Below are 23,657 nucleotides of genomic sequence, written 5' to 3' on the forward strand. Positions count from 1 at the left end.
GGTCAGCCCATCGCGGCGACGAGGGTGCGCAGCGCCTGTGCCGGATCCTCGGTGTTCCAGATCTCTTCGCCGATGGCAAAGAAATCGGTCATCGGCGTCAGGGTGCGGATCAGCTCGGGCGTCAGCGCGCCTTCGGCCACCACCGGCACTTCGATCATCTCGCTCCACCACTGGAAGAGATCGAGTTCAGCCGGGGTGCCGGTGCCGAGCGCGGTCTGGCCCACCGGGCCGAAGCAGACGTAATCGGCGCCCGCTTCGGCGGCGTTCATCCCGTCATGGCGGCTGTCGGCGCACCAGGTGCCGACGATGGCATCGGCGCCAAGCTCCTTGCGCGCATAGCGGATGGTGCGGGCGGCATCGGTCAGATGCACCCCGTCAAGCCCGTGACGCTCGACCAGTTTCAGATGCGTCTCGATCACCAGCGCCACGTCACGCTCATGCGAGACCATGCGGCAGGCATCGGCGGCGCGGCCGATCTGGTCCTCATCCTTGGTCGCCATGGTCAGGCGGATGCAGGCCACTTCGACCGCATCCAGCACTTTTGCCAATTGGCTGGGAAAGACCTCCAGATCGAAGGCGGGCGGGGTCAGCAGATAAAGCTGGGGGCGGTCTTCTTGTGCCATGATCTTGGTCCTTCAGCGGTTTCATTCCCCATAGCGCAAGCGGGGCTGGCTTGAAAGAGGGGGCGCGCGGGGCTAAGGGGGACAGGTTCCAATTTGAGAGATCCCATGTCCGCAGCGCCCAAACCCGTTTTCATTCTGGTCCGTCCGCAGATGGGCGAGAATATCGGGGCCGCCGCCCGCGCCATGCTGAACTTTGGCCTCGACACGATGCGGCTGGTCGATCCGCGCGACGGCTGGCCCAACCCGCGCGCGGTGGCGATGGCCTCGGGCGCGGCGGGGCAGGTGCTCGACCGGGCGGCGGTGTTTCCGACCCTGCCCGAGGCGATTGGCGATCTCGATTTCGTCTTTGCCACCACCGCGCGCAGCCGCGAGCTGACCAAGCCGATCTATTCGCCGGAAGAGGCGATGGCCGAGGCGCGCCTGCGGATTGCCCGGGGCGAGCGGGTGGGGGTGATGTTTGGCCCCGAACGCGCGGGCCTCGAGAATGAAGACGTCAGCCGCGCCAATGCGATCATCACCGTGCCGGTAAACCCGGATTTCCCCTCGCTCAATCTGGGGCAGGCGGTGCTGCTGACGGGGTATGAATGGATCCGGCAGACGGAACCCGTGACACCCGTGCAGCCGGGGCTGGCGGGCGGCGAACCCGCGAGCCGGATCGAGATCGAAAAGCTGGGCGATCATTATGAAGAGCGGCTGGAGGAGGCCGGGTTCTTCTTCCCCGAGACCAAGGCCGCGGGGATGAAGCTGAACCTGCGCAACATGTGGAGCCGGATGGGGATGACCCGCGCCGATGTGCAGATGCTGCACGGCATGCTGCGGCAACTCCTGCGCAACCGGGGATAACCGCGGCGCTTTGCGCGATCTGCCGCAGGGGCAGGGGCGCGGCTTCGGCCCATGTCCCCTTGAAGGCCGGGCCCCGTCGCCCTAGTCTCCGCGCGAAGATGGAGACCCAAGATGGCCAAAGCGCGCAGCATTTTTGAAGATGTGACGGAAACCGCGAAACCTGCCCCCAAGGGCGGGATGATCGACACCCGCCCGCAAGGCGCGCGCCGCGCCATGCAGATCTGGCTGGGGCTGATCTTTGCGCTGCTGGTGGCGATGATCGCCGTGGGCGGGCTGACGCGGCTGACCGATTCCGGCCTCTCGATCACCGAATGGAAGCCGGTCACCGGGGCGATCCCGCCGCTGAACCCTGCCGATTGGGAGGTTGAGTTCAGCAAATATCAGGCCAGCCCGCAGTTTCAGATTCTGAACCACGGGATGGAACTGGCGGAATTCAAAGCGATTTTCTGGTGGGAATGGGGGCATCGCCAGCTTGGCCGGGTGATCGGACTTGTCTGGGCCTTGGGCTTCGCGGGCTTTGCACTGGCGCGGAAATTGCCGGTTGGCTGGAGCCGCCGGTTGTGGATTCTGGGCGCGCTTGGCGGGCTGCAAGGCGCGATTGGCTGGTGGATGGTCTCCTCGGGGCTGACCGGACAGATGACCTCGGTCGCCTCTTACCGGCTGGCGGTGCATCTGGGCCTTGCCTTCATCATCCTCGGCACCATCACCTGGTATGTGCTGCAATTGGGCCGGCGTGAGGCGGATCTCCTGCAGGCGCGGCGCTCGGGCGAACCCCGGCTTTTCGGCATGGCCACCGGGCTGATGCATCTGGCTTTCCTGCAAATCCTGCTCGGCGCGCTGGTGGCGGGCATTGATGCGGGCCGCGCTTTCCCGACCTGGCCCGATATGAACGGGCAGTTCTTCCCGGCGGATGCCTTCTATGTGCCGGGCCGCCCGCTCTGGGCCGCGTTCTTTGAAAACCCCGGGCTGGTGCAGTTCATCCACCGCATGGTGGGCTATGCGGTCTTTGCCTTCGGCATCGCCGCCTTCCTCAAGGCCCGCCGTTCGGCGCATCCCTTGACGCAACAGGCGTTTCTGGTGATGGCGGTGATGCTGGTGGCACAGGTCGCACTGGGCATCTTCACCGTGCTTCATGCCGCGCCCCTGCATCTTGGCCTGACTCATCAGCTGGGCGCCGTCGCCCTTTGGGTGCTGATCATCCGCGCGCGGTTCAACGCCCGCTACCCCCTCGTGCAATCCATCCGGAGGACCAAATGACCGCGTTCAATCAGTTGATGGCATTTCAGCGCGAGACCGAAGCGCTGAGCCTGGTGGCCGAACGTCTTGGCTGGGATCAGGAGGCGATGATGCCGCGCGGCGCCGCCGATCAGCGGGCCGAGGAGACCGCCGCGCTGGAGGGGGTGTTGCATGCCCGCCGCACCGATCCCCGGATCGAGGATTGGCTGGCCCGCGCCGAGGCGACGGATGCCGCCGGGGGCCGTGCGCTCGATCTGATCGCGCGCAGCTACAACCGCAACGCCCGCATCCCGGCGCGTCTCGCTTCGGAACTGGCGCGGCTCACCAGCCTCTCTTATGGCATCTGGGCCGAGGCGCGGGCCAATGACAATCCGGCGGCCTTCCTGCCGACGCTGAACCAGATCGTGGCGCTGAAACGCGAATATGCCGAGGCCCTCTCCGAGGGCGACCTCTACGACGCGCTGCTTGAGGATTATGAGCCCGGCACGACGGGCGCCAGCCTGACGGCGATGTTTGGCCGCATGCGCCCGCGTCTGGTGGCGCTCCGCGAAGCGGTGCTCGGCGCCGCCTACCAACCCCCGAAACTCGAAGGGGTCTTCCCCGAGAATGCGCAGCTGCGCATCTCCAAAGCCTGCGCCACGGCTTTCGGCTATGACTGGACGCGCGGCCGCCTTGATATGGCGGTGCATCCCTTCTCCTCAGGCTCCGGCGCGGATGTGCGCATCACCACCCGCGTGGTCGAAACCGACCCGTTCAACTGCTTCTACTCCACCATCCACGAGGTGGGCCATGCCTGCTACGAACAGGGGATCGATCCCATCCATGCGCTGACCCCGCTGGGGCGCGGCGTATCGATGGGGGTGCATGAAAGCCAAAGCCGGATCTATGAGAACCAGATGGGCCGCGGCAAGGCCTTCACCGGCTGGCTGCATGCGCGGATGTCGGATGCCTTCGGCCCGCTCTCCGTCCGTGATGCCGAGGCTTTCCATGGCACGGTGAACCGGGTGAATGCGGGCTATATCCGCACCGAAGCCGATGAGCTGCAATATAACCTGCATGTCATGCTGCGCTTTGATCTTGAGCGTGAGCTGATCGCCGGCCGCCTCGAAGTCGCCGATCTGGAAGAGGCCTGGAACGCCCGCTTCCTTGCCGATTTCGGCTTTGCGGTCGACCGTCCGGCGCATGGCGTGCTGCAGGATGTGCATTGGGCGGCGGGCCTGTTCGGCTATTTCCCCACCTATACGCTCGGCAATGTCTATGCCGGCTGCCTCTGGCAAACCCTGCAAACGCAGGTCCCCGAACTCGACGCGCATCTGGCCCAGGGCGACGCCAGCCCCGCCACCCGCTGGCTGCGGCAAAACCTGCAACAGCACGGCGGCCTGCACGCGCCCGCCAGCACGATCGAAAACGCCTGTGGCTTTGCCCCGCATGAAGGCCCGCTGCTCGACTATCTGGAAGAGAAGTTCCGCGGCATCTACCGCCTCTGATCGCTTTCTTCTTGGCGAAAATACCTCGGGGGAGGCCGCAGGCCGGGGGCAGCGCCCCCCCTTACTCCGCCGTAACAGGCGCCCCCGAGCTTCCTTCCCGCGCGCTGACCCGCAGCCAGATCCCGTCGCGCCCGCGCACCGTCAGATGCGCTTCGGGCACCGGCACCCTGTCCGCCAGTGCCGCGAAGCGAAATTCCCGCGCGAGCATGGCCAGCAGGAGCGGCCCCTCCACCATGGCAAATCCCGCCCCCGGACAGACACGGCTGCCCGCCGAAAACGGAATATAGGCCCGCCGCAGCCCCTCTCGGCCATTCTCGGTCTCAAACCGTGCGGGGTCGAACGCGTCCGGATTGTCCCAGATCCGCTCATGCCGGTGCAGATGCCAGGGCGAAAGCACCACCTGCGCGCCGGGGGCAACCTCGCGGGTCCGAAAGGTCTCGGGACAGCGCGTCTCGCGCACCATCATCGGCACCGGCGGATAGAGCCGCATCGCCTCGCGGAACACCGCGCGCGCGGTTTTCAACTGCCCCAGAGCCGCGAAATCCTGATGGTGGCTCAGGACGCTGTCCGCCTCCGCCGCCAGCCGGTCCTGCCAGTCGGGATGGGTGGCGAGCAGATAGAGCGCCCAGGCGAGGGCCGAGGCAGAGGTCTCATGCCCGGCCAGAAAGAAGATCGCCACCTGATCGACCATCTCGTCGGTGTCGAACCGCGCCCCGGTCAAGGGATCGGCGGTGGTCATGATCTTGGTCGCCAGATCCCCGGGCGCGGTGCCCGCGGTGATTTCCTGCATCCGCGCCGCCGTCAGCCGGGTGATCAGCGCCCGGATTTGCCGCGCCGTGCGCTTGGTCGCGCGTGAATGGAAACGCGGAAACCAGCGCGGCAGCGGCAAAAGCGCCCCGAGGTTGAGGATTGGCATCGCCTGCTGATGCGCGCGAAAGGCGCTGAATACCGCCGAAGCCGTGGCATGTTCGATGGGGATCGAGAACAGGGTCCGAAAAATCACATCCGCCGCCGCGTGGCTGGTTTCCGGCTCAATATCAATCGGTTCCGGGCCAATGTTCGCGCGCATGCGTTCCACGGCAGCCCGTCCCGCCGCCCAGATCGCCGGATAGATCTCGCGCAGGCGGCCGCCTTCAAAGGCAGGGTCGATGATGCGCCGCTGCCGCTCCCATTCGGCGCCATTGGTCACAAAGACCGAGCGGCCGAGAAGCGGCTTCAGCCCTTCGCGCACGCGGTCGGATTTCGGGAAATCCTGCGGGCGGCCCTTCAGCACCAGATCCACCAGATCGGGGTCATTGCAGAGATAGCTGCGGAAGAACGGCGTGCGGAACTCGGCCATCCAGGCGCGGTAGAGGCGGGCAGGTTGCGCCGAGAGGATGTCACGGCGAAACAGGCGCAGATAGCGCCAGAGGCTGACCTTGTCGGGCCGCGCCGCGGGTTTTGGCGGAAGTCGGGCCGGATCTTGGCGCGGATTCCGGGTCGGGTTCTGGGCCGGATTCTGGGCCGGCAGATGCGGGCAGCCGCTCATAGCGCATAATCCGTGTATCGGTTCTCGGCCCGCTCGATCCGGCTTTTGGAGGCGGGGCGTCCGGCATAGCGCGCAGCAAGCGTCTCTGGCCCGGCGGTGATCTGGAAATAATCGTAATCCGCCGGGCGGTCAAAGGCACAAAGATATTGAAAATGCAGCCGGAAAAACCGCCAGCGCAGCTCGGCCCAGCGTTCCGGGCTCAGCGATTGCGTAAAGGCGGCCGAGATCACCAGCGGCCAGCGTTTGTCCGAGGGGGCCACGCCGGTGACCGCCACCGGATCGCAGAGCGCAAAGGCGCAGCCATCGCCCGGCGCGGTGACATCGACCCAGGCGATGCGGTCCTGCGCCGCGAGATGGCGCAGATCGGCGCGCAGCCGCTGCGCCTTGGGCAGAAACGAGACCATCGGCACCACCTGACCAAGGCTCAGAAATCCCAGGGTCGCGCCCGCGGGCACTCGGTCCGCGCGCAAGAGATCGGCCAGAATCGAGACGCCGAGATGCGCCCCCGACGAATGGCCCACCACCAGCACCTCGTCCCAATCCTCGGTCAGGGCATGGGCGATGGCATCGGCAAATTCCGCCATCCGCGCCTCCAGCGCCGGGGGATTGGCCCCGCCTGCCTGCGCCGAATAGGCGTAGTCATGCATGAGGTAATAGGCATAGAGCCGGTGGTCCCAGCGGCGGAACCGCTCCAGCACCAGTGCCAGCACCGCGAGCGCGAGGACCAGCCCCAGCAGCCCGGCGCCCGGAAAATCGGGCAAAGCCCAAAGCGCCAGTGCCGCCACGCCCCAGCCAAGGCCCGCCCCGAGAACCGCTTGCAGGATCAATAGTACGATCGGGTAGAGCGCTGCAATCATCGGCCCCTTGCGCAGCCGCATCAGCCGGAAGAGCGCGCCCGAGCCGATATAGGCCCAGGCGGTGCGCAGAAGTTGCGCATAGGTCGCCGGGATCGACTGGCCCATCGAGCCGCGCACGATATCGGACCAGAGCAGCACCTCGACATCCGCCGAGCAGCTGGCCCCCCCGATCGTCGCCGCGACATGCCAGCCGTAGCGGCCCGCCCGCGTCGCCTTGGGGCTGAGCGTGATCTCATAGCCCGAGATCTTCGCCTGCGCCGCGCTTTCACTGCGGTAGAGCTCGCGGTAGCGGCGCGGGGGGATCGGGTCATAGCCCGGGATGTAGAACACCCGCCGTCGGCGCACGGTCTGTTCCGCAACGCCCGGGGCCGCACCGGCCTCAGCGCGGCTGCCCTTGCGCGGTTCAGCTCCGGCGGGCTGCAACGCGGCCGGGCTGGCTATGGATGCGGGATCGGACATTGCGCCTCATCGGTTTTGCGCAGGCTAGCGCCGAAATCAGGCAAAAGTAAGGGCTTGCAGGCGGGGAGAACTGGGTGCCGTCGGGGGGCTGCCCTTCCGCCCTCAACCCTCATATCCGGGCCCTCTGATGTCGGCCCTCTGGCGTCGGGGCGCAGCCCTCAATCCTCCGCAGCGCTCCAGCGGGCCTCATTCTTGCGGATGGCGGCGATGCGCGCCCCGGTCTCGGGATGCGACATCAGCCAGGCGGGCACCGATCCCGTGCCGCCGGTCAGCGCGGGCAGCTTTTCAAACAGCCGGACCTGCGGCGCAGTGCCAAAGCCCGCCTTGATCATCAGCGCCGTGGCAAATTCATCTGCCTCGAACTCGTCCCGCCGCGACAGCCGGGCGGCCAGCGCCGAGGTCAGCACCTGCGCCAGCCAGACGCCGATGCCCGGCAGGATCCGCCCCAGAATACCGCTGAGGATCACCCGCAGCGCGTTCTGGCCGTTGAAATCAATCATCCGCCGCCGGGAATGGCCGAGGCTGACATGGCCCAGCTCATGCGCGATCACGCTGGCCAGCTCATCGGCGCTCACCTCACCTGCCTTGAACGCATTGAGAAATCCGCGGGTCAGGAACACCCGGCCATCGGGGGCGGCCAGACCGTTGATCGGGGCGACCTCATAGACGAAGACCGGCAGCCGGTTGTGACCGAGGGCCAGAGCCAGCTGCAGCAGCATGGGGGTGAGGGCGGGATCATTGAGCGGGGTCGAGCGTTCATCCAGCTCGCGCGCCAGACGGCGGGCCGAGAAATGCCAGACCACAAAGCCATAGCCGATGATCAGAAGGAAGGGGAGAAAGCGCAGCATCCCCCGAGTATGATGCTGTGGCCGCCGGGGTCAAGCGCCCAAGGGGTCGCAGGGGTCAGGCCCCATCCTGTGCGCCGCCGGGCAGGGGGCTGTCGAAGGCCGCGGGGTCCTCTGCCGGGCTTGCCGTCTCACGCTCGGCATGGGTTGTGGCACGGCGCCAGATCCAGCGGCCCAAAGCCAGCGCGGCGGCGAGTGCCGCCAGCAGGCCAAGGGTGGAGGAGGCGAGTTCGGTGGCGGCCTCAAGGTTGCTGCCAAAGGTGATGCCAAGGCCCGTGTAGAGGCTGACCCAGACCACCTCACCGGCGATCCCCGCCGCGAGGAAGGGGGTCAGCGCAAAGCCGGTGGCACCCGCCACCAGATTGACCCAGGGGCCGAGCGGTGAAAACAGCCAGCGCGACAAGAACACCGCCAGCACTCCGCGCTCTTCCAGCTCGCGCTGTGCCCGGCTGACCAGCCGCCCGCGGGCCGACCCCGGCGCGGGCAAGAGCCGCCGCAGCAAACGCCCGCCCCAAAAGCCCACCTGATCGCCCGCGAGCGCCCCCGCCAGGGCCGCGCCGCCGGTGGTGACCAGATCGAGATCGCCGGTGCCGATAAAGGCGCCCGCCGCCAGCATCACCATCGAGGCGGGCACCGGCACCATCATGCAGGACAAGAGCGTGGTCAGCCCGACCAGCCAGGGCCCCCAGACGGGCAAAAGCTGCAGGAGAATCTCAGTCATGGGTGGTCAGCACCGGATCGAGTTCCGAGATCAGCTCGGCCAGCGGGATGCCGCGCGCCCGCGCAATTGCCGCGAGCGGTTTGCGGTAGTCCTCGGGCCGCAGATCAAGGGCGGCCCCGACATCGGGCTTTTTCAACCGCCAGCTTTTGGCGATATAGCCGACGGTCATCCAGCCCTCCGGCGCCTGCGCGTGATGCGCGGGGTTCGCCCAATAGACCACGCGGCCAATCACCCGCACGCCATAGAACCCCGCCAGAACCACGGCGATGACAAAGGCGATGGTGGCGATGGGCTGGCGTTTCCAGATGGTCTTCAGGCGGGTCATTCTCGGCTTTCCGTCGGGGTGTTCGGGGCAGATGCAGCGGGGCAGAGCGGGCGGGGCAGGGGGTGGTTGCTGCGGGGCGTATCGGTGTCGGGCGTTTTTGTTCGGGCGTTTGGGTTTGGTGGGGTCGGTTCGGTTCGGGACGCTGGGCGGGCAGGGACGGCGGGTGTTCAGGGGCGGGCAGGGTTGAGAGGCGGGCAAAGGTCAGGTTTGGTCAGACAGGCGGGTGGTCAGACAGGCGTATGGTGAGCCACGGGCGTTCAGTTCTCGGCATTCTTCCGGGCGGGACTTTGGCCGGGCCCGCCTTCGCAGTTTTGCGGTCACCCCAGAGCCTTCATCGCCGCCGTGATCCCTTCCAACGTCAGAGGGTACATGTTTCCGCCGAAAATATCGCGGATGGCTGCAATCGTCGGTGTGCTGGGCCAATAGCGCTCGGGCACCGGGTTCAGCCAGACATGGTGCCGCCATGTCTCGCAACTGCGCTGCAGCCAGAGCGCGCCGGGTTCCGGGTTCCAATGTTCATTGGCCCCGCCCGCATGGGTCAGCTCATAGGGGCTCATCGAGGCATCGCCGACAAAGAGGCATTTCCAGTCAGGCCCGAAGCGGTGCATCAGGTCCATCGTCGCGATCTTTTCATCCCAGCGGCGGCGGTTGTCGCGCCAGACCCCCTCATAAAGGCAGTTGTGGAAGTAGTAATGCTCCAGATGCTTGAACTCGGCGCGGGCGGCCGAGAACAGTTCCTCCACCGTCTTGACATGCGCATCCATCGAGCCGCCGATGTCGAGGAAGAGGACCAGCTTCACCGCATTGTGCCGCTCCGGGCGCATCACCACATCAATATGCCCGGCCTCGGCGCTGGCGCGGATGGTGGCGGGCAGGTCCAGCTCTTCCTCGGCCCCCTTGCGCGCCCAGTTCCGCAGCCGTTTCAGCGCGACCTTGATGTTGCGGGTGCCCAGCTCGACAGTATCGTCGAAATCGCGGAATTCGCGCTTGTCCCAGACCTTGACCGCGCGCTGATGGCGGGATTTGTCCTGACCGATCCGCACGCCTTCGGGGTTGTAGCCATAGGCACCAAAGGGCGAGGTGCCCGCCGTGCCCACCCATTTGTTGCCACCCTGATGCCGCCCGTCCTGCTCGGCCAGCCGCTGACTCAGGGTCTCCATCAGCTTGTCAAAACCGCCCAGGGCCTCGATCTCGGCGCGCTCCTCCGGGCTGAGGGTCTTTTCGGCCAGTTTCTCCAGCCAGGAGGCGGGCAGATCAATCGCCTCCAGCACTGCTTCGGCGGGAATGGCGTCGAGGCCGGAAAAGCTGGCGGCAAAGGCGCGGTCGAAGCGGTCGAGGTGGCGCTCATCCTTCACCATCGACAGCCGCGCGAAATAGTAAAACGCGTCAATGTCATAGGTGCAGAGACCGGCGCGCAGCCCTTCGAGAAAGCCGAGATATTCGCGCAGCGAGACCGGAACCCCCTCGCGCCGCAGCATCTGGAAAAAGGGCAGGAACATCGCCGCCCCCCCCTGGCTCAGACCATACGGTCGATGACGAGGGTGATGATGAGGCCGACCAGACCCAGGGCGATGGCATGCACCACCGCATATTGCGTGCGGTCAAAACCATTGCCGCCGCGCGTTGCCGCGCGGCGATAGCCCAGAAGGGCACCGAAGATGAGAGCAGCGATAACGATCATGGGGCCTCCGGGGCGCGCTAGGGGCAGGGGACGCGCCCTGCTCAGAACGCGCCCGTCGGGATGGCGGGCCTCAGTTGCGCCGCGAGCCCGTATTGGCCAGCGCCGCGACTTCCGCAGAGCGTTGCCGCACCGCCGCATCAGAGCCGAAGCCATAGCGTGCCCAGGAAGCCGAGTCGAGCCTTGCCTGCCGCGACAACTGGTCGTTGCCCAGCATCTCATAGGCCTCGGCGCGGATCAGCAGAAGCGTCGCCATCAGCGCCGGATTCTCATTTTCCAGCGCGGCGCCGGTCGAGCGGTTGACCAGCTGGATCGCCTCCTGTGCCCGGCCATTGGCCAGCGCCACTTTCGCCAGCTGCATGTCGACATGGGCGGCCTGAATGCCTGCCCCCGGCGTGGCGCGGTAGATGGCACCGGCGTTGAGGAAGGCGGTCAGCGCGGTCTGCGGCGCGTCCTGCATGGTCAGACGGCCCAGAGCGAACCAGGCGAACCCGGCGCGGGTGTCATGCCAGCCCTGCGCGGCGGCCATCGCCACGGCCTGACGGGCGAAATCCTGCCGGGCGCGGTTCGAGGCGCGCGGCCCCATCGCCTTTTCCAGCGTCGCCACAAAGATCTGCGGCGTCGGGCTGGGTTTGCCGGCGCCCGAGGTCGGGCCGCCTGCCGGGTTCACCCGGGCCAGCACCTGCGGCAAGAGCGCCTGCACCTGCGGCGGCGTCATGCCCGAATGCAATTCGCGGGCATAATACACCTTGAGCACCGCCATATCATGCGCGGTCAGTGTGGTGTTGAAGTTGTCATCGTTGAAGATCGAATCCGGCAGCCGGTAAAGGTCGTTCAGCGGCCCGAGGCCTTGGGCCACTTCCTCATGCAGACAGTCGCGCACCTCTTGCGGGGCGGTGTCGGAGGGCACGAAAACCGTGGCATGGGTGCGCACCGGCACCTGTGCCCAATCGGTCACCGCCGTGCCGCGGGCACGTTTGTACTGCTCCCAGGAGGTGACATTCGGCACCACGAAACAGGCGGCATTCGGCACGGCCGCCGACATGGTGCGGCGCGGCACAAATTCCACCGTGATCGAGGCATCGGGGGATTGGCTGGCGGTGATGTCGATGTTCGCCTCGGCCCGCAGACGCGAGACCAGGCGCGCCAGTTCCGCCGGAGCAGAGGCGGGTACGGCCCCGGTGGTGCGGATGGTCACCGGCCCCTCGAAGCGCGAGAGGCGGGGGATCGGGCGGCCGCTTTCGAGATTGAAGCTCAGCTCGACGAAATCGCGGGCGATCTCGGCATTCGAGGCCACGCGACGGCGGGCCTGCGGCTGCGGCTGGGTCAGCCCGCCGGAGGAAGCGACCATGCCCGGCAATTCCAGCGCCGAGGTTGAGGCGCGGGTGATGGTTTCTTGCTGCGGGCCCGGGGTGCAGGCACCCAGAAACAGCGCGGCCACAAGGGCCGAGACCGTCAGCGCGGTTTTTTGATGCAGGCGTGCTGGCAGGCACACATGCGTGGGCGCATCCACCGGATTGGTGGCCGCTGCCCGGGTCGGCAGAATTTCGTAACGCATGGCAGTGCGTAACCCCCGGTTAAGTCTTCACGTTAAGGTGTAGCCTGCCCTGCCACCAGAGGTTTGTTGTGACTCAATCAAGATATTTTCAGGGCGATAGTGATCTGGTGCCTGCCGCAGGGCGCATCAGGGCCCTTTCGGCGCCACAATTGGCCCTGCTGCCGGAGATCTGGCCATAATCGCGCCCATATCTGCCGGAATTGCTTTGATTTTAGCGACCCGAATGCGGCAGATGCAAAAAACCCGGGCGCGGGGGCGTCCGGGTTTCACCTTCATTTCTGTCAAAAAGAGAATCGGTGTCAGGCGCGGCCGCGCCCGCCCCGGCGCCCGCCGCGGCCCGCCCCGGCGGCCATCGCGGCCTTGGAGGCTTCGGCGAAGCTGGCGCCCTCTTTGACCGCATCCAGAATGCGGGAAAAGCCGATCCAGGCGCCGCCATTGGCGTCATGGTCCATCAGCATATTGGCGGCGCGGATCGCCTCCATCTCGACCGAGCGGACGGGGTTCATGATGGCCGAGGTCATGCCCGCGCCAATCGCCATCGGCAGGAAGGCGGCATTCACCCCATGCCGGTTCGGCAGACCAAAGGAGATGTTGGAGGCGCCGCAGGTGGTGTTCACCCCCAGCTCATCGCGCAGCCGCCGGACCAGCGCAAAGACCTGCTGTCCCGCGCTCGAGAGGGCGCCCACCGGCATCACCAAGGGATCGACCACGATGTCATGCGCGGGAATGCCGAAATCGGCGGCGCGCTCGACGATCTTTTTCGCCACGGCAAAGCGGACATCTGGGTCCATCGAAATCCCGGTGTCGTCGTTGGAGATGGCCACCACCGGCACGTTGTATTTCTTGACCAGCGGCAGCACCAGTTCCAGCCGGTCTTCCTCGCCCGTCACCGAATTCAGGAGCGGACGCCCCTCGCAGGCGGCAAGGCCTGCCTCAAGCGCGGCGGGGACCGAGCTGTCAATGCAGAGCGGCACATCCACCAGCCCCTGCACCAGCTGAATCATCGAGGTCATCAGCGGCGGTTCGGTCTCGTTCGGGTTGGGGTTGGAGTTGTAGACCACCCCCGCATTCACATCGAGCACCATCGCGCCGCAGGCCACCTGCTCAAGCGCATCCATCTCGACGGTGGAGAAATTGCCTGCCTCCAGCTCGGCCGCGAGTTTCTTGCGGCCCGTCGGGTTGATCCGCTCGCCGATCACGCAAAAGGGTTCGTCAAAGCCGATGACGACGGTTTTTGTTTTGGATTCCAGTACGGTGCGGGCCATCGTTCAACCTTTGCTCTTCTGCGCCACCCAGGCGGCGTTGGTCTTGATCCCGCCGAGCGGGAAGAAATGCACAGCCTCAATGCCAAAGCCGGGGTTGGCGGCTTTATGCGCGGCCAAAGCGGCGATCATCTCATCAGGCTCAAACGGCAACAGCAGTTTCGTCACATCTTTGGCCCGGCGTTGCAACACCCGCAAGGAGGGGCCGACGCCGCAGGCAATCGCGAATTTCAGCATGGTCTGCAATTTGGCCGGCCCCGCGATGCCGATATGCACCGGCAGCGAGATGCCTTCGGCGGCCAGGCGGTCAACCCAGGCGATGACCGGATCGGGTTCAAAACAGAACTGGGTGACAATCGCCATATCGGCATCGGTGCGCTCGGAGAATTTCTGTTTCCAGCGCAGAGCCTCCATCACCGCGCGGTCGCTGCCGTCGGGGTCGATGTCGCGGTTGCCTTCGGGGTGGCCTGCCACATGCAGCCGGGCAAAGCCGTTGAAGGCGCCGGTCTCGATCAGCTGCATCGAGCTGTCAAACTCGCCCGCGGGGGTGTTGACGCCGCCGCCCAGCAAGAGCGCCTGGCGCACATCCGCCTCACCTTTATAGCGGGTGATCCAGTCGTTCAGCGTGGCAGAGTCGGGGATGATCCGCGCCGGGAAATGCGGCATCGGCTCATAGCCTTCCAGCCGCAGCCGCTTGGCGGTGGCGACCATTTCGTCAATCGGCGTGCCCTCGATATGGGCGATATAGACGCGGGTGCCTTTCGGCAGATGCGCGCCGAAATCCTCGATCCCGGCGGCCGTGCGCGGCATCACCTCGATCGAGAAGCCGTCGAGAAAGGCCGCCACTTCGGCCGATACCGGGGCGGCCGCAGGGGTCGTGTCACGGCGGAAATTGAACAGTGCCATTATCTTATCCTTCACCCAGCGCCCCGAACTCATTCGGCGGCAGTCTCCCAGCCATCATTCTCGATCAGGGCGCGCAGTTTCTCGGCGTCATACTGCGCGAGGATCCGGGCCAGTTCGCTCTCGGCGGCGGCGGCATCCTCTCCGGGCACGTCCTGCGGGGCGGCCTTGCGCCATTCGGCGAGATAGGCGTCGCTGTCGCGGGCGCCGATCTTCATGGCGCAGCGGTCAATCGCCTGCTCATAGCGCTCGGGCAGCGGCTGTTTCAGCGCGCGGCGGCCTTTGCCGACGATGATCTGCGCCGGAATGTCGCGCCAATAGACGATGGTCACCTCTGCCATGTCGATTCTGTCCTCCGCCCTGTCCTTATTCGTAGCATTACGCGGGCGCCCGGCGCGGAAGAGGTCGTTTTTCGCCTCTGCACACCCTGTTTGCGACCTGCACGGCCGTGGCGCGGTCAGGCAGACCGGGTCGGGGCGCAGAAAGCCGGGCGGCTGTCATGAAAGTGCAAAAATGCACAGAGCCTCCCTCGGGGCATGGGTTGATTGCGCGGGGCGCTCGGATTACTCTGGGGGTAACTTGAAATCGGAGGGCGTAGCAATGGCGCCCAGGCGTTCTGCGGGTGCGGGCGCGTTCCCGAAGGCGGTTGAGCCGCTCGTCACCCGGTCGGCCGAGCAAGGCGAGCTGTATGCTGCGCTGGATCTCGGCACCAACAGTTGCCGGATGCTGATTGCCCGACCCTCGGGCAGTCAGTTTCTGGTCGTCGACAGCTTTTCCAAGGCTGTCCAGCTGGGGCAGGGGCTTGAAGCCTCTGGCAGGCTTTCGCGTGCCTCGATCTCGCGCACGGTGCAGGCGCTGCAGATCTGCCGCCGCAAGGTGGAGCAGCATGGGGTTTTGCGGATGCGGATGGTGGCGACAGAGGCCTGTCGCCGCGCCAAAAATGCGCGGGATTTCATGCGTCTGGTCAAGCGCGAGACCGGGCTGCCGCTGGAGATCATCCAACCTGAGGAAGAGGCGCGCCTGGCGGTGATCTCTTGTGCACCGCTGGTCAACACCACGACCGAGCAGCTGTTGGTGGTGGATATTGGCGGCGGCTCGACGGAACTCGTCTGGATCGACCTCTCCGATGTGCCGCCCCTCGACCGTCCCCGCGCGATCATGCGGCTGTCGAAAGGCTTTCACCCGGAACCGGCGGTAGAACCGGCCGCGCGGGTGGTGGACTGGATCTCGGTGCCGCTCGGGGTGGCGACGCTCAAGGATCAGTTCGGCGATGTCGAGGATGATGCGGCGCGTTTCGCGCTGATGAGTTGGTTCTTTGAGGAAAAGCTGGCCGATTTCTCGCCCTATACCGCCGGTTCGCCGCGCAAGGGGTTTCAGATCATCGGCACCTCGGGGACGGTGACCACGGTTGCCGCTTGCCATCTCAATCTGCGCCGCTATGACCGCACCAAGGTAGACGGGCTGACCATGTCCTCGGACCAGATCGACGCGGTGATCCGCAGCTTTCTGGCCTTGGGGCCGGAGGGGCGGCGCGGCGATCCGCGGATCGGACGCGACCGGCATTCGCTGATCATGTCGGGTTCGGCAATCTTGCAGGCGCTGATGCGGGTCTGGCCCACCGATGCTTTGTCGGTTGCGGACCGGGGGCTGCGCGAAGGTCTGCTCTACGCACAAATGGCCGCCGATGGCGTGCTGCACGAGATGGGGTAACGGATGACGAAGACGCCGACGGGCAAGAACACGTCCGGTCGCGGCCAGCGCGACCTGCGGGTGCGGGTGAAATCCGCCAAGGGGCGCAAGCTCTCTTCGACGCTTTGGCTCGAGCGGCAGCTGAACGACCCCTATGTGGTGCGCGCCAAGAAAGAGGGTTACCGCGGCCGTGCGGCCTATAAGATCATGGAACTGGACGACAAGTTCCATTTCCTCGTGCAGGGCGCGCGGGTGGTTGACCTTGGCTGCGCGCCGGGCGGCTGGTGTCAGGTGGCCGTGGCGCGGGTGAATGCGCTGGGGGAAAAGGGCGGCAAGAAGATCGGCACCGTGCTCGGCGTCGATCTGCAGGAGGTGTCGCCGATTGCGGGCGCCGATATCCATCAGCTCGATTTCCTCGAAGAGGGCGCCGATCAGCAGGTGAAAGACTGGCTGGGCGGCCCGGCGGATGTGGTGATGTCGGATATGGCGGCCTCTTCCTCGGGGCATCAGGGCACCGATCACCTGCGCATCATCGCGCTCTGCGAGGCCGCCGCCTATTTCGCCTTTGACGTGCTGGTCGAGGGCGGCACCTTTGTCGCCAAGGTGCTGGCGGGCGGTGCCGAGACGGAATTGCAAAATATCCTGAAGAAGAACTTCACCAAGGTGCATCACATGAAACCCCCGGCCAGCCGCTCGGATTCCTCGGAGAAATTCGTGGTGGCGACGGGCTTTCGCGGCAAACGCCATGAGGATGAGGCCGGGGATCTGCAGGACGACGACGCGGGCTGAGGCCCCCTTAGCGCCGGTTCCGGCCTCTGACCGGGACCGCGCGCGGCGCCGCGCGCCTCACCTTTTCGTAAGCCACATTGCGCTTTTTGCGAAACGATCTATCCTTGCGGTCTGACTGCGAAGAGAGGGGAGGCTTTTCAAGGTGATTTCCGGAAAAGGCGAAACCGCCGCACAGGGCCATGCCGAAACGGTCCGGTCCATCGCGCAATCGGCCGAGGCCCTCGGGCGCTCGGCCCATGCCGCCAGCTGGCGCCGCTCTCTCATTCATCACAAGATCGACCCGGCAGAGCGGCCGGAACCGCAGCGGATGACGGCGGCCGAGATCCTCGCCCGGCGCGAGGCTTCGGGGCTTTTGGTGCAGGTGGCCTCGCCCTTGCTTGACCGGCTGGCGCGGGCGGCGGGGGATGCGGGTTGTGCGGTGCTTTTGACCGATGCGGGCGGGCTGATCCTCGATGAGCGGGTGCGGGCGGGGGATGCCGATTATTTCCACGGTGTGGGCCTGATCACCGGCACCGATTGGTCCGAAGGGGCCGAGGGCACCAATGGCATCGGCACCTGCGCCGCCGAGGGCCGCCCGGTCATCGTCTACCGCGATCAGCATTTTCGCGCCTCCAACATCGGCCTGTCCTGCATGGGCGCGCCGATCTTTGGCGCGCAGGGCGAGTTGGCGGGGGTGATTGACGTCTCCTCCGCCCGCGCCGACATGACCGAGGGCTATGCGCGTCTGGTGGCGCTGACCGTGCAGGATGCGGCGCAGCGCATCGAATCCGATCTCTTCCGCGCCAGTTATGAGGGCGCGCGCATCCTCTCGACGGGGGGCGGCGAAAGCGGGCCGCAGGGCGTCATGCTCTTGGCAATTGACCGCGATGATCTGATCGTGGGCGCCACACGCGCCGCGCGCCGCACATTGGGCATTCAGGCCGAGAGCCTCGGCCGTCTGCCCGCCGCCGATCTGCTGGAGGGCGACGCCCAATCCGGGCTGGAAGCGGCGCATCGGGCGGAGATGTCGCGCGCATTGGCCCGCAATGGCGGCAATGTGAGCGCCGCCGCGCGCGAATTGTGCATCGGCCGGGCCACCTTCTACCGCAAGGCGAAACAGCTCGGCCTGTCGGTCTGAGCGCCGCCGCGCCCGCCACCGCAGGTTTCGCGCCGCGCGCGCGGGGCCGGGGCCGACCCATCCCCTTTGCCTGATCCCAAATATCCCCGCCGGAGGCTCCTGCGCGCGGGCAGAGGCGATTTCGCTCCGACATTTTGATCCGCCAACCGCCGGAATCGCGCAATTTCCTGTCGCGGCCCGATTTCGGCTTTCTGCGCCTGCACCTGTCTCACCCCTGAGACAGGTCGGCCAAAGCGACGCTTTCCCCCGGCTATGCAGCGGGGGCCGGGGCGCGCAACCTGATCCCATCGCCGGCGAGGAGGCCGGCCAATCTGGGAGGAACGATCATGGCCAATGACATGGCGCAAGAATTCAAAGGTGTGATGACCTCGCCCTTCAAGGCGAAATACGACAACTTCATCGGCGGTGCGTTCCGCGCCCCGAATGCCGGTCGCTATTTCACCAACACCACCCCGCTGACCGGCGCCGCGATCTGCGAAATTGCCCGTTCGGACGCTTCGGACATTGATGCGGCGCTCGACGCCGCCCATGCCGCCAAAGACGCCTGGGGCGCCACCAGCCCCGCCGAACGCGCGATCATCCTGAACAAGATCGCCGACCGGATGGAACAAAACCTTGAGCTGCTGGCCACCGCCGAATGCTGGGACAATGGCAAGCCGATCCGCGAGACCCGCGCCGCCGACCTGCCGCTGGCCATCGACCATTTCCGTTACTTTGCGGGTGCCGTGCGCGCGCAAGAGGGCGGTCTTTCCGAGATCGACCATGACACTGTCGCCTATCACTTTCACGAGCCGCTGGGCGTTGTCGGCCAGATCATCCCGTGGAACTTCCCGCTCCTGATGGCGGTGTGGAAACTGGCCCCGGCGCTGGGTGCGGGCAACTGCGTGGTGATGAAACCCGCCGAACAGACCCCGGCCTCGATCATGGTGCTGATGGAGCTGATCGCGGATCTCTTGCCCGCCGGTGTGCTGAACATCGTCAACGGCTTTGGTCTGGAAGCGGGCAAACCGCTCGCCTCGTCGAACCGGATCGCCAAGATCGCCTTTACCGGCGAGACCACGACCGGCCGTCTGATCATGCAATATGCCTCGGAAAACCTGATCCCGGTGACGCTGGAGCTGGGCGGCAAATCCCCGAACATCTTCTTCAAGGATGTCTGCGACGCCGATGACGATTACTTCGACAAAGCCATCGAAGGTTTTGTGATGTTCGCGCTGAACCAGGGCGAGGTCTGCACCTGCCCGAGCCGCGCGCTGATCCATGAAGACATCTATGAGAAATTCATGGAACGCGCACTGAAGCGCGTGGCGGCCATCGTGCAGGGCGATCCGCGCGATCCGGCCACCATGATCGGCGCGCAGGCCTCGTCCGAGCAAAAAGAAAAGATCATGTCCTATTTCGACATCGGTCGCCAGGAAGGCGCGGAAGTGCTGATCGGCGGCGATGCGGCGAAGCTGGAAGGTGATCTGGCGGGCGGCTATTACATCCAGCCGACCGTGCTCAAAGGCCACAACAAGATGCGCGTTTTCCAGGAAGAAATCTTTGGCCCGGTGGTCTCGGTCACCACGTTCAAGGATGATGCCGAAGCGCTCGAGATCGCCAACGACACGCTCTACGGCCTGGGGGCTGGGGTCTGGTCGCGCGATGTGAACACCTGCTACCGCTTTGGCCGCGCGATCAAGGCGGGCCGGGTCTGGACCAACTGCTACCACGCCTATCCGGCCCATGCGGCCTTTGGCGGCTACAAGCAATCGGGCATCGGTCGCGAAAACCACAAGATGATGCTCGACCATTATCAGCAGACCAAGAACATGCTGGTGAACTACTCGCCCTCGAAGCTGGGCTTCTTCTGAGCAAAACCTTCGGCAGGCCCGGGGCTTTCGCCTGAGGCACCCTGGCCCGCCGGATGTCATGTGCCATCTGCTCTTGACCTCCCTCGGGACGGCGCATGATCATCGGGGGGCGGGCCATCACGGCCCGCCCTTCGGTTTTCAGGAGGGCGCGGCAGGACCCCCGTGGGAGAGCGGGGGCATCTGCCGGCGGGGCAGGGAGATCAACGGTCGTGGCCCTGTCAGCCCCGGCCCAGGGAGGATGACATGGATAAAGTCAGCGCAACGCCAGAAGCTCTGGCGCTTTTGGCCGAGATCGTCGCCGATCACGGCCCGGTACTGTTTCACCAATCGGGGGGCTGCTGCGACGGCTCCGCCCCGATGTGCTACCCGCAGGGCGAGTTTCGGCTGGGCGACAGTGATGTGAAGCTGGGCGAGATCGGCGGCATGCCCGTCTATATCTCGGGCCCGCAATATGAGGTGTGGAAACACACGGATCTCATCATTGATGTGGTCACCGGGCGCGGCGGGATGTTCAGCCTCGACAACGGGCGCGAGCGGCGGTTTCTCACCCGCTCCACGATCTGCATGCCGGGCACGGCGGCGCCGTAAGGCCCGTGCCGAATCCGAGACACCGGCCCGCCCTCTGCGATCTGAGGGGGCGGCGCGTTGATGCGCTACACGCTGTGGGCGAACCCTTAGGGAAAGTTCAAGAAAATGCAGAAAGATATTTCGACATTTTCTTGCGGCCAGCTTGCTTTTGGCGGCCATTGCAGCACAGTGGCCGCGCGCCAGTTGCGCCTGTCGGATTTACATCCTCATCGGAGTTTACGAACCATGGTTTCCGTTTCGCGTCTCGCTTGCCTGACCGCTCTTGCCACGGCTTTGGCGGTTCCCGCCTTTGCCGAAGATCTGGTCTTCACGCTGAGCAACAACACTTCCGCGGATCTGCAGGAGTTTTACACCTCGCCCGTAGATGTGAATGAATGGGAAGAAGATGTTCTGGGCGCTGACATGCTGGGCGCAGGGTCGAGCGCGCAGGTGACCATCGCGGACGGCCGCACGCAATGCACCTATGACATGCGCTTTGTGTTCACCGATGGTTCGGAGTTGGAGGACACCGCAGATCTGTGCGAAACCGGCTCCTACACGCTGACCGAGTGATCTGACGGCGCCTGCGGGCGGCGGTTCTTCGTGCCGGGGTGTCAGACCGAGGGCGGTGCTTCCGACGGGAAGCGCCGCCCTTTTGCTTTGCCCTCCCCGCGCCGCAGGGCAGACCTGCCACAGGCGCTGCGGTGCCTGACCGACCGGGGGCGACAAGCCCGCCCCGGGGCGCTGCTCTCAGCCCGAGGGACGGTTCAAGAAACGCTCAAAGGCGGCCAGCGTCACTTCCGAGACGTGATGCTCGATGCCTTCGGCGTCCAGTGCTGCGGCTTCGGCGGGGACGCCGATCCGTTCCAGCACGTCAATCACAATCCGGTGGCGGCGGCGCACCCGGGCGGCCATCTCTGACCCGGCATCGGTCAAAAACACCCCGCGATAGGGGCGCGCATTCGCCAGGCCTTCGCGCTTGAGCCGGGCGACGGCCTTGGTTGCCGTCGGATGCGTCACCCCCATGCGATGCGCGATGTCGGTGATGCGGGCTTCGCCGAGTTCGGTGATCAGATCGTCGATCATCTCGGTGTAATCTTCGAGAAGCGCCAATGATTGCGCGGTCCGGGCCTGATTGAAGCGCGCGGCCTCGGCCACCACCTCAGCCCCCGCTTCCGAGGCCGCTTCCGCTGCGCCGCCAGGGCCCGGGGTGGTGTTATCCTGCGGACCCGCCTGAGGCGCTTCAGGGTCGGACATCGGTGCCTCCGGGCAGTTGAAATTGTGGGCACACCCTATTGCCATTGCTTCATTTTGTAAACGTGGGTGAGGAATTTCGCAATGCGTGCAAATTTGCATGGGGGTTGATGCTGGTGATGGTTGACAACAATAAAGCCATGTCTACATTTCGGCGTGAAATGGCTGTAGGAAATGGTGATGTCTTTGGATGCGACTTCGGCAGTGGCGGCGGATGCGGCGCTTGAGGGCTCGTTGAGCAGCCGGACGCAGGCCGGGATTTCGGACGTTCTGGCAGGGCGCAAGACCGGCATCCGGGCGGTGCTGTTGTTTGCGGGGCCCGCCGTCATTGCCTCCATCGCCTATATGGACCCCGGCAATTATGCCACGAACATTCAGGCGGGGGCGGGCTATGGCTTTGCGCTGCTGTGGGTCGTGCTGATGGCCAATCTGATCGCCATGCTGTTTCAGGGCCTCTCGGCGCGGCTGGGCATTGTGACCGGGCGCAATCTGGCGGAACTCTGCCGCGACCATTTCCCGAAGCCGCTGGTCTGGGTGATGTGGGCGGTCAGCGAAGTGGCGGCCATGGCCACGGATCTGGCCGAATTTCTGGGCGGTGCCATCGGTCTGGCGCTCTTGTTCAACATGCCGCTGATGTCGGGGATGGTGGTCACCGCCATCGTGACCTATGGGATTTTGCTGATTGAAGGCAAAGGCTTCCGCCCGATGGAGATCATCATCGGTGCGCTCGTGGGGGTGATCGGGCTGTGCTACCTCGTCGAGGTGTTCATTGCCCCCATTGCCTGGGGCGAGGCCGCGCGGGGGCTGGTGCTGCCGCAGATGCCCGATGCCGCCGCGCTGACGATTTCGGTGGGGATCATCGGCGCGACGGTGATGCCACATGCGATCTATCTGCATTCCGGTCTGACCCAACGCCGCGCCGTGGTGCGCAATGAGGGCGAGCGCCGCAAACTCCTGCGGTTTTCCAACATCGAAGTGGTGGTGGCGCTGGCCGTGGCGGGGATGGTCAACATCGCCATGGTGATGATGGCCGCCAGCGCCTTTCACGAGGGGCACTCGGATGTGGCCGAGATCGAGACCGCCTATCACTCGCTGACCCCGCTTCTGGGCGGAGCGGCGGCGGCGGCCTTCCTGATCTCGCTGATCGCCTCGGGGATCTCCTCCTCGGTGGTGGGGACCATGGCCGGTCAGATGATCATGCAGGGCTTTGTGAATTTTCGCATCCCGGTGCTGGCGCGGCGCCTGATCACCATGGCCCCCGCCTTCATCGTGGTGGCGATGGGGGTGAATGCGACCAAGGCGCTGGTGATGTCGCAGGTGATCTTGTCCATCGCGCTGCCGGTGCCGATGATCGCGCTGGTGGTCTTCACCAGCCGCCGCGACATCATGGGCGTTTACACCAACGGCCCGCTGGTGCGGCGGTTGGCCATCGCGGCTTCGGCAATCGTTCTGGGTTTGAACGCCGTGTTGTTGGCGACGACCTTTGGTCTGGCGATCCCCGGCCTCGGCTGATCTTGCAGGCTGGGCAGGCTGCGCAGCCGCGCGAGGGTGACATTCTCGGCCCGGATCCGCACGGCCGTGATCAGGAAGACGGGGAGCAGCAGCGCGGCCGAGAGCCAGGGCAGCCCGAGGACCAGCGGCGCGGTCAGCGCGGCCACCGCGCCCAGAACATCCGAGGGATGCGCGAAACGTGCATAGGGCCCCGCGGTGACCGGCGGCTCGATCATCACGATGATCCGCGCGGTCCACCGCGGCCCGAGCGACAGAATGCTCCAGAGTTTCAGGGCGATCACCACGGCATAGAGCCCGAGCCAGAGCGGCTGCACCGGGCGGTCAAGGCCGAGCGTGGCCAGCGCGGCAAAACTGCCCAGATCCAGCAACAGGATCAGCGGATAATGCCCGGCGCTCACCTCATAGGCCCCCATCGCCACCAGCCGCACCGTGTTGTGACGCGAGCGGGCGAGTTCGCCCAGCCGTGCGAGCAGAACAAAGCCGAGAAATGCGAGGGTGGTGAGCAACATCGGGTCTCTTTCGTCGGGGCCCGCCTCGGGGAGGACGCGGGC

General features: G+C 65.7%; 24 protein-coding genes. 10 read left to right on the plus strand and 14 right to left on the minus strand.

Features of this window, described 5'->3' with window-relative positions; translation table 11 throughout:
• Positions 1 to 2 precede the first annotated feature (2 nt).
• Positions 3 to 623, minus strand: coding sequence for a thiamine phosphate synthase (locus ACEN2S_RS19345; RefSeq protein ID WP_441869374.1), 621 nt, complete (start codon positions 621 to 623; stop codon positions 3 to 5).
• Positions 624 to 728: 105 nt separating this feature from the next.
• Between ACEN2S_RS19345 and ACEN2S_RS19350 the strand changes: the two genes are divergently transcribed.
• The 3 genes from ACEN2S_RS19350 to ACEN2S_RS19360 all read left to right on the plus strand — a co-directional run bounded on the left by ACEN2S_RS19350 (position 729) and on the right by ACEN2S_RS19360 (position 4,189).
• A complete protein-coding gene (locus ACEN2S_RS19350; RefSeq protein WP_441869377.1) occupies positions 729 to 1,466 on the plus strand; it encodes an RNA methyltransferase in 738 nt (245 codons plus the stop codon).
• 111 nt (positions 1,467 to 1,577) lie between these two features.
• Positions 1,578 to 2,723 carry a heme A synthase gene (gene ctaA / locus ACEN2S_RS19355; protein ID WP_441869380.1) on the plus strand — a complete coding sequence of 382 codons (1,146 nt, stop codon included), beginning with the start codon at positions 1,578 to 1,580 and terminating at the stop codon, positions 2,721 to 2,723.
• Positions 2,720 to 4,189 (plus strand): carboxypeptidase M32, encoded by a 1,470-nt coding sequence (locus tag ACEN2S_RS19360; RefSeq protein WP_441869383.1) that lies wholly within the window; start codon positions 2,720 to 2,722, stop codon positions 4,187 to 4,189. The genes ctaA and ACEN2S_RS19360 overlap by 4 nt, the downstream gene beginning before the upstream one ends.
• 61 nt (positions 4,190 to 4,250) lie before the next feature.
• On the opposite strand, the gene ACEN2S_RS19365 is transcribed toward ACEN2S_RS19360, so the two are convergent.
• From ACEN2S_RS19365 to ACEN2S_RS19415, 11 genes are all read right to left on the minus strand, one after another.
• Positions 4,251 to 5,717, minus strand: coding sequence for a cytochrome P450 (locus ACEN2S_RS19365; RefSeq protein WP_441869386.1), 1,467 nt, complete (start codon positions 5,715 to 5,717; stop codon positions 4,251 to 4,253).
• Positions 5,714 to 7,033: a hypothetical protein gene (locus ACEN2S_RS19370; RefSeq protein ID WP_441869389.1), complete on the minus strand. Its 1,320-nt coding sequence runs from the start codon at positions 7,031 to 7,033 to the stop codon at positions 5,714 to 5,716. Before ACEN2S_RS19370 ends, ACEN2S_RS19365 begins: the two co-directional genes overlap by 4 nt.
• Positions 7,034 to 7,191: 158 nt before the next feature.
• Positions 7,192 to 7,881 (minus strand): M48 family metallopeptidase, encoded by a 690-nt coding sequence (locus ACEN2S_RS19375; RefSeq protein ID WP_441869392.1) that lies wholly within the window; start codon positions 7,879 to 7,881, stop codon positions 7,192 to 7,194.
• Positions 7,882 to 7,936: 55 nt separating this feature from the next.
• Positions 7,937 to 8,599, minus strand: coding sequence for a DedA family protein (locus ACEN2S_RS19380; RefSeq protein ID WP_441869395.1), 663 nt, complete (start codon positions 8,597 to 8,599; stop codon positions 7,937 to 7,939).
• Positions 8,592 to 8,924 (minus strand): hypothetical protein, encoded by a 333-nt coding sequence (locus tag ACEN2S_RS19385; protein ID WP_441869398.1) that lies wholly within the window; start codon positions 8,922 to 8,924, stop codon positions 8,592 to 8,594. Before ACEN2S_RS19385 ends, ACEN2S_RS19380 begins: the two co-directional genes overlap by 8 nt.
• Positions 8,925 to 9,241: 317 nt before the next feature.
• The gene (locus ACEN2S_RS19390) at positions 9,242 to 10,423 is read right to left on the minus strand and encodes a vWA domain-containing protein (RefSeq protein WP_441869401.1); all 1,182 of its coding nucleotides are present in this window, start codon (positions 10,421 to 10,423) and stop codon (positions 9,242 to 9,244) included.
• Between the two features lie 17 nt (positions 10,424 to 10,440).
• On the minus strand, positions 10,441 to 10,605 hold the full coding sequence (locus ACEN2S_RS19395) for a hypothetical protein (protein ID WP_441869404.1): 165 nt from the start codon (positions 10,603 to 10,605) through the stop codon (positions 10,441 to 10,443).
• A 70-nt stretch (positions 10,606 to 10,675) separates the two neighbouring features.
• The gene (locus ACEN2S_RS19400; RefSeq protein ID WP_441869407.1) at positions 10,676 to 12,160 is read right to left on the minus strand and encodes a DUF2927 domain-containing protein; all 1,485 of its coding nucleotides are present in this window, start codon (positions 12,158 to 12,160) and stop codon (positions 10,676 to 10,678) included.
• A gap of 299 nt (positions 12,161 to 12,459) precedes the next feature.
• A complete protein-coding gene (locus ACEN2S_RS19405) occupies positions 12,460 to 13,425 on the minus strand; it encodes a methyltetrahydrofolate cobalamin methyltransferase (protein WP_441869410.1) in 966 nt (321 codons plus the stop codon).
• Between the two features lie 3 nt (positions 13,426 to 13,428).
• The gene (locus ACEN2S_RS19410; protein ID WP_441869413.1) at positions 13,429 to 14,328 is read right to left on the minus strand and encodes a methylenetetrahydrofolate reductase; all 900 of its coding nucleotides are present in this window, start codon (positions 14,326 to 14,328) and stop codon (positions 13,429 to 13,431) included.
• Positions 14,329 to 14,357: 29 nt separating this feature from the next.
• Positions 14,358 to 14,666: a virulence factor gene (locus ACEN2S_RS19415; protein WP_441869415.1), complete on the minus strand. Its 309-nt coding sequence runs from the start codon at positions 14,664 to 14,666 to the stop codon at positions 14,358 to 14,360.
• A gap of 259 nt (positions 14,667 to 14,925) precedes the next feature.
• Between ACEN2S_RS19415 and ACEN2S_RS19420 the strand changes: the two genes are divergently transcribed.
• From ACEN2S_RS19420 to ACEN2S_RS19445, 6 genes are all read left to right on the plus strand, one after another.
• Positions 14,926 to 16,035 (plus strand): Ppx/GppA phosphatase family protein, encoded by a 1,110-nt coding sequence (locus tag ACEN2S_RS19420; protein WP_441869418.1) that lies wholly within the window; start codon positions 14,926 to 14,928, stop codon positions 16,033 to 16,035.
• Between the two features lie 3 nt (positions 16,036 to 16,038).
• Positions 16,039 to 16,803 (plus strand): RlmE family RNA methyltransferase, encoded by a 765-nt coding sequence (locus tag ACEN2S_RS19425; protein ID WP_441869421.1) that lies wholly within the window; start codon positions 16,039 to 16,041, stop codon positions 16,801 to 16,803.
• Between the two features lie 142 nt (positions 16,804 to 16,945).
• Complete coding sequence (locus tag ACEN2S_RS19430; protein WP_441869424.1) at positions 16,946 to 17,920, plus strand: GAF domain-containing protein; 975 nt, start codon at positions 16,946 to 16,948, stop codon at positions 17,918 to 17,920.
• 326 nt (positions 17,921 to 18,246) lie between these two features.
• Entirely contained in the window at positions 18,247 to 19,773 is a 1,527-nt protein-coding gene (gene adh / locus ACEN2S_RS19435) for an aldehyde dehydrogenase (RefSeq protein WP_441869427.1), read from the plus strand.
• A 243-nt stretch (positions 19,774 to 20,016) separates the two neighbouring features.
• Positions 20,017 to 20,361 (plus strand): DUF779 domain-containing protein, encoded by a 345-nt coding sequence (locus ACEN2S_RS19440; protein ID WP_441869429.1) that lies wholly within the window; start codon positions 20,017 to 20,019, stop codon positions 20,359 to 20,361.
• Positions 20,362 to 20,586: 225 nt separating this feature from the next.
• Positions 20,587 to 20,913 (plus strand): hypothetical protein, encoded by a 327-nt coding sequence (locus ACEN2S_RS19445; protein WP_441869432.1) that lies wholly within the window; start codon positions 20,587 to 20,589, stop codon positions 20,911 to 20,913.
• A 177-nt stretch (positions 20,914 to 21,090) separates the two neighbouring features.
• Here ACEN2S_RS19445 and mntR read toward each other — a convergent pair whose 3' ends face one another.
• Positions 21,091 to 21,597 (minus strand): manganese-binding transcriptional regulator MntR, encoded by a 507-nt coding sequence (gene mntR, locus ACEN2S_RS19450; protein WP_441869435.1) that lies wholly within the window; start codon positions 21,595 to 21,597, stop codon positions 21,091 to 21,093.
• Positions 21,598 to 21,768: 171 nt separating this feature from the next.
• On the opposite strand from mntR, the gene ACEN2S_RS19455 reads away from it, so the two are divergent.
• A complete protein-coding gene (locus ACEN2S_RS19455; RefSeq protein WP_441869438.1) occupies positions 21,769 to 23,106 on the plus strand; it encodes an Nramp family divalent metal transporter in 1,338 nt (445 codons plus the stop codon).
• On the opposite strand, the gene ACEN2S_RS19460 is transcribed toward ACEN2S_RS19455, so the two are convergent.
• Positions 22,989 to 23,615, minus strand: a complete 627-nt coding sequence (locus ACEN2S_RS19460; RefSeq protein ID WP_441869441.1) for an isoprenylcysteine carboxylmethyltransferase family protein — start codon at positions 23,613 to 23,615, stop codon at positions 22,989 to 22,991. The genes ACEN2S_RS19455 and ACEN2S_RS19460 overlap by 118 nt on opposite strands.
• Positions 23,616 to 23,657 lie beyond the last annotated feature (42 nt).

The sequence above is a fragment of the Phaeovulum sp. W22_SRMD_FR3 genome (genome assembly GCF_052113705.1).
Classification (GTDB): Bacteria; Pseudomonadota; Alphaproteobacteria; order Rhodobacterales; family Rhodobacteraceae; genus JBGQOG01.

What these genes read in the sequence shown, in the direction of transcription:
- ACEN2S_RS19360 (WP_441869383.1), top strand. Translation starts at nt 2,720, where the DNA reads ATGACCGCGTTCAATCAGTTGATGGCATTTCAGCGCGAGACCGAAGCG.
- ACEN2S_RS19395 (WP_441869404.1), bottom strand. Translation starts at nt 10,605, where the DNA reads ATGATCGTTATCGCTGCTCTCATCTTCGGTGCCCTTCTGGGCTATCGC.
- ACEN2S_RS19445 (WP_441869432.1), top strand. Translation starts at nt 20,587, where the DNA reads ATGGTTTCCGTTTCGCGTCTCGCTTGCCTGACCGCTCTTGCCACGGCT.
- ACEN2S_RS19390 (WP_441869401.1), bottom strand. Translation starts at nt 10,423, where the DNA reads ATGTTCCTGCCCTTTTTCCAGATGCTGCGGCGCGAGGGGGTTCCGGTC.
- ACEN2S_RS19370 (WP_441869389.1), bottom strand. Translation starts at nt 7,033, where the DNA reads ATGTCCGATCCCGCATCCATAGCCAGCCCGGCCGCGTTGCAGCCCGCC.
- ACEN2S_RS19455 (WP_441869438.1), top strand. Translation starts at nt 21,769, where the DNA reads ATGGTGATGTCTTTGGATGCGACTTCGGCAGTGGCGGCGGATGCGGCG.
- ACEN2S_RS19380 (WP_441869395.1), bottom strand. Translation starts at nt 8,599, where the DNA reads ATGACTGAGATTCTCCTGCAGCTTTTGCCCGTCTGGGGGCCCTGGCTG.
- ACEN2S_RS19410 (WP_441869413.1), bottom strand. Translation starts at nt 14,328, where the DNA reads ATGGCACTGTTCAATTTCCGCCGTGACACGACCCCTGCGGCCGCCCCG.
- ACEN2S_RS19345 (WP_441869374.1), bottom strand. Translation starts at nt 623, where the DNA reads ATGGCACAAGAAGACCGCCCCCAGCTTTATCTGCTGACCCCGCCCGCC.
- ACEN2S_RS19460 (WP_441869441.1), bottom strand. Translation starts at nt 23,615, where the DNA reads ATGTTGCTCACCACCCTCGCATTTCTCGGCTTTGTTCTGCTCGCACGG.
- ACEN2S_RS19385 (WP_441869398.1), bottom strand. Translation starts at nt 8,924, where the DNA reads ATGACCCGCCTGAAGACCATCTGGAAACGCCAGCCCATCGCCACCATC.
- adh (WP_441869427.1), top strand. Translation starts at nt 18,247, where the DNA reads ATGGCCAATGACATGGCGCAAGAATTCAAAGGTGTGATGACCTCGCCC.
- ACEN2S_RS19400 (WP_441869407.1), bottom strand. Translation starts at nt 12,160, where the DNA reads ATGCGTTACGAAATTCTGCCGACCCGGGCAGCGGCCACCAATCCGGTG.
- mntR (WP_441869435.1), bottom strand. Translation starts at nt 21,597, where the DNA reads ATGTCCGACCCTGAAGCGCCTCAGGCGGGTCCGCAGGATAACACCACC.
- ACEN2S_RS19420 (WP_441869418.1), top strand. Translation starts at nt 14,926, where the DNA reads ATGGCGCCCAGGCGTTCTGCGGGTGCGGGCGCGTTCCCGAAGGCGGTT.
- ACEN2S_RS19365 (WP_441869386.1), bottom strand. Translation starts at nt 5,717, where the DNA reads ATGAGCGGCTGCCCGCATCTGCCGGCCCAGAATCCGGCCCAGAACCCG.
- ACEN2S_RS19405 (WP_441869410.1), bottom strand. Translation starts at nt 13,425, where the DNA reads ATGGCCCGCACCGTACTGGAATCCAAAACAAAAACCGTCGTCATCGGC.
- ACEN2S_RS19425 (WP_441869421.1), top strand. Translation starts at nt 16,039, where the DNA reads ATGACGAAGACGCCGACGGGCAAGAACACGTCCGGTCGCGGCCAGCGC.
- ctaA (WP_441869380.1), top strand. Translation starts at nt 1,578, where the DNA reads ATGGCCAAAGCGCGCAGCATTTTTGAAGATGTGACGGAAACCGCGAAA.
- ACEN2S_RS19350 (WP_441869377.1), top strand. Translation starts at nt 729, where the DNA reads ATGTCCGCAGCGCCCAAACCCGTTTTCATTCTGGTCCGTCCGCAGATG.
- ACEN2S_RS19440 (WP_441869429.1), top strand. Translation starts at nt 20,017, where the DNA reads ATGGATAAAGTCAGCGCAACGCCAGAAGCTCTGGCGCTTTTGGCCGAG.
- ACEN2S_RS19415 (WP_441869415.1), bottom strand. Translation starts at nt 14,666, where the DNA reads ATGGCAGAGGTGACCATCGTCTATTGGCGCGACATTCCGGCGCAGATC.
- ACEN2S_RS19375 (WP_441869392.1), bottom strand. Translation starts at nt 7,881, where the DNA reads ATGCTGCGCTTTCTCCCCTTCCTTCTGATCATCGGCTATGGCTTTGTG.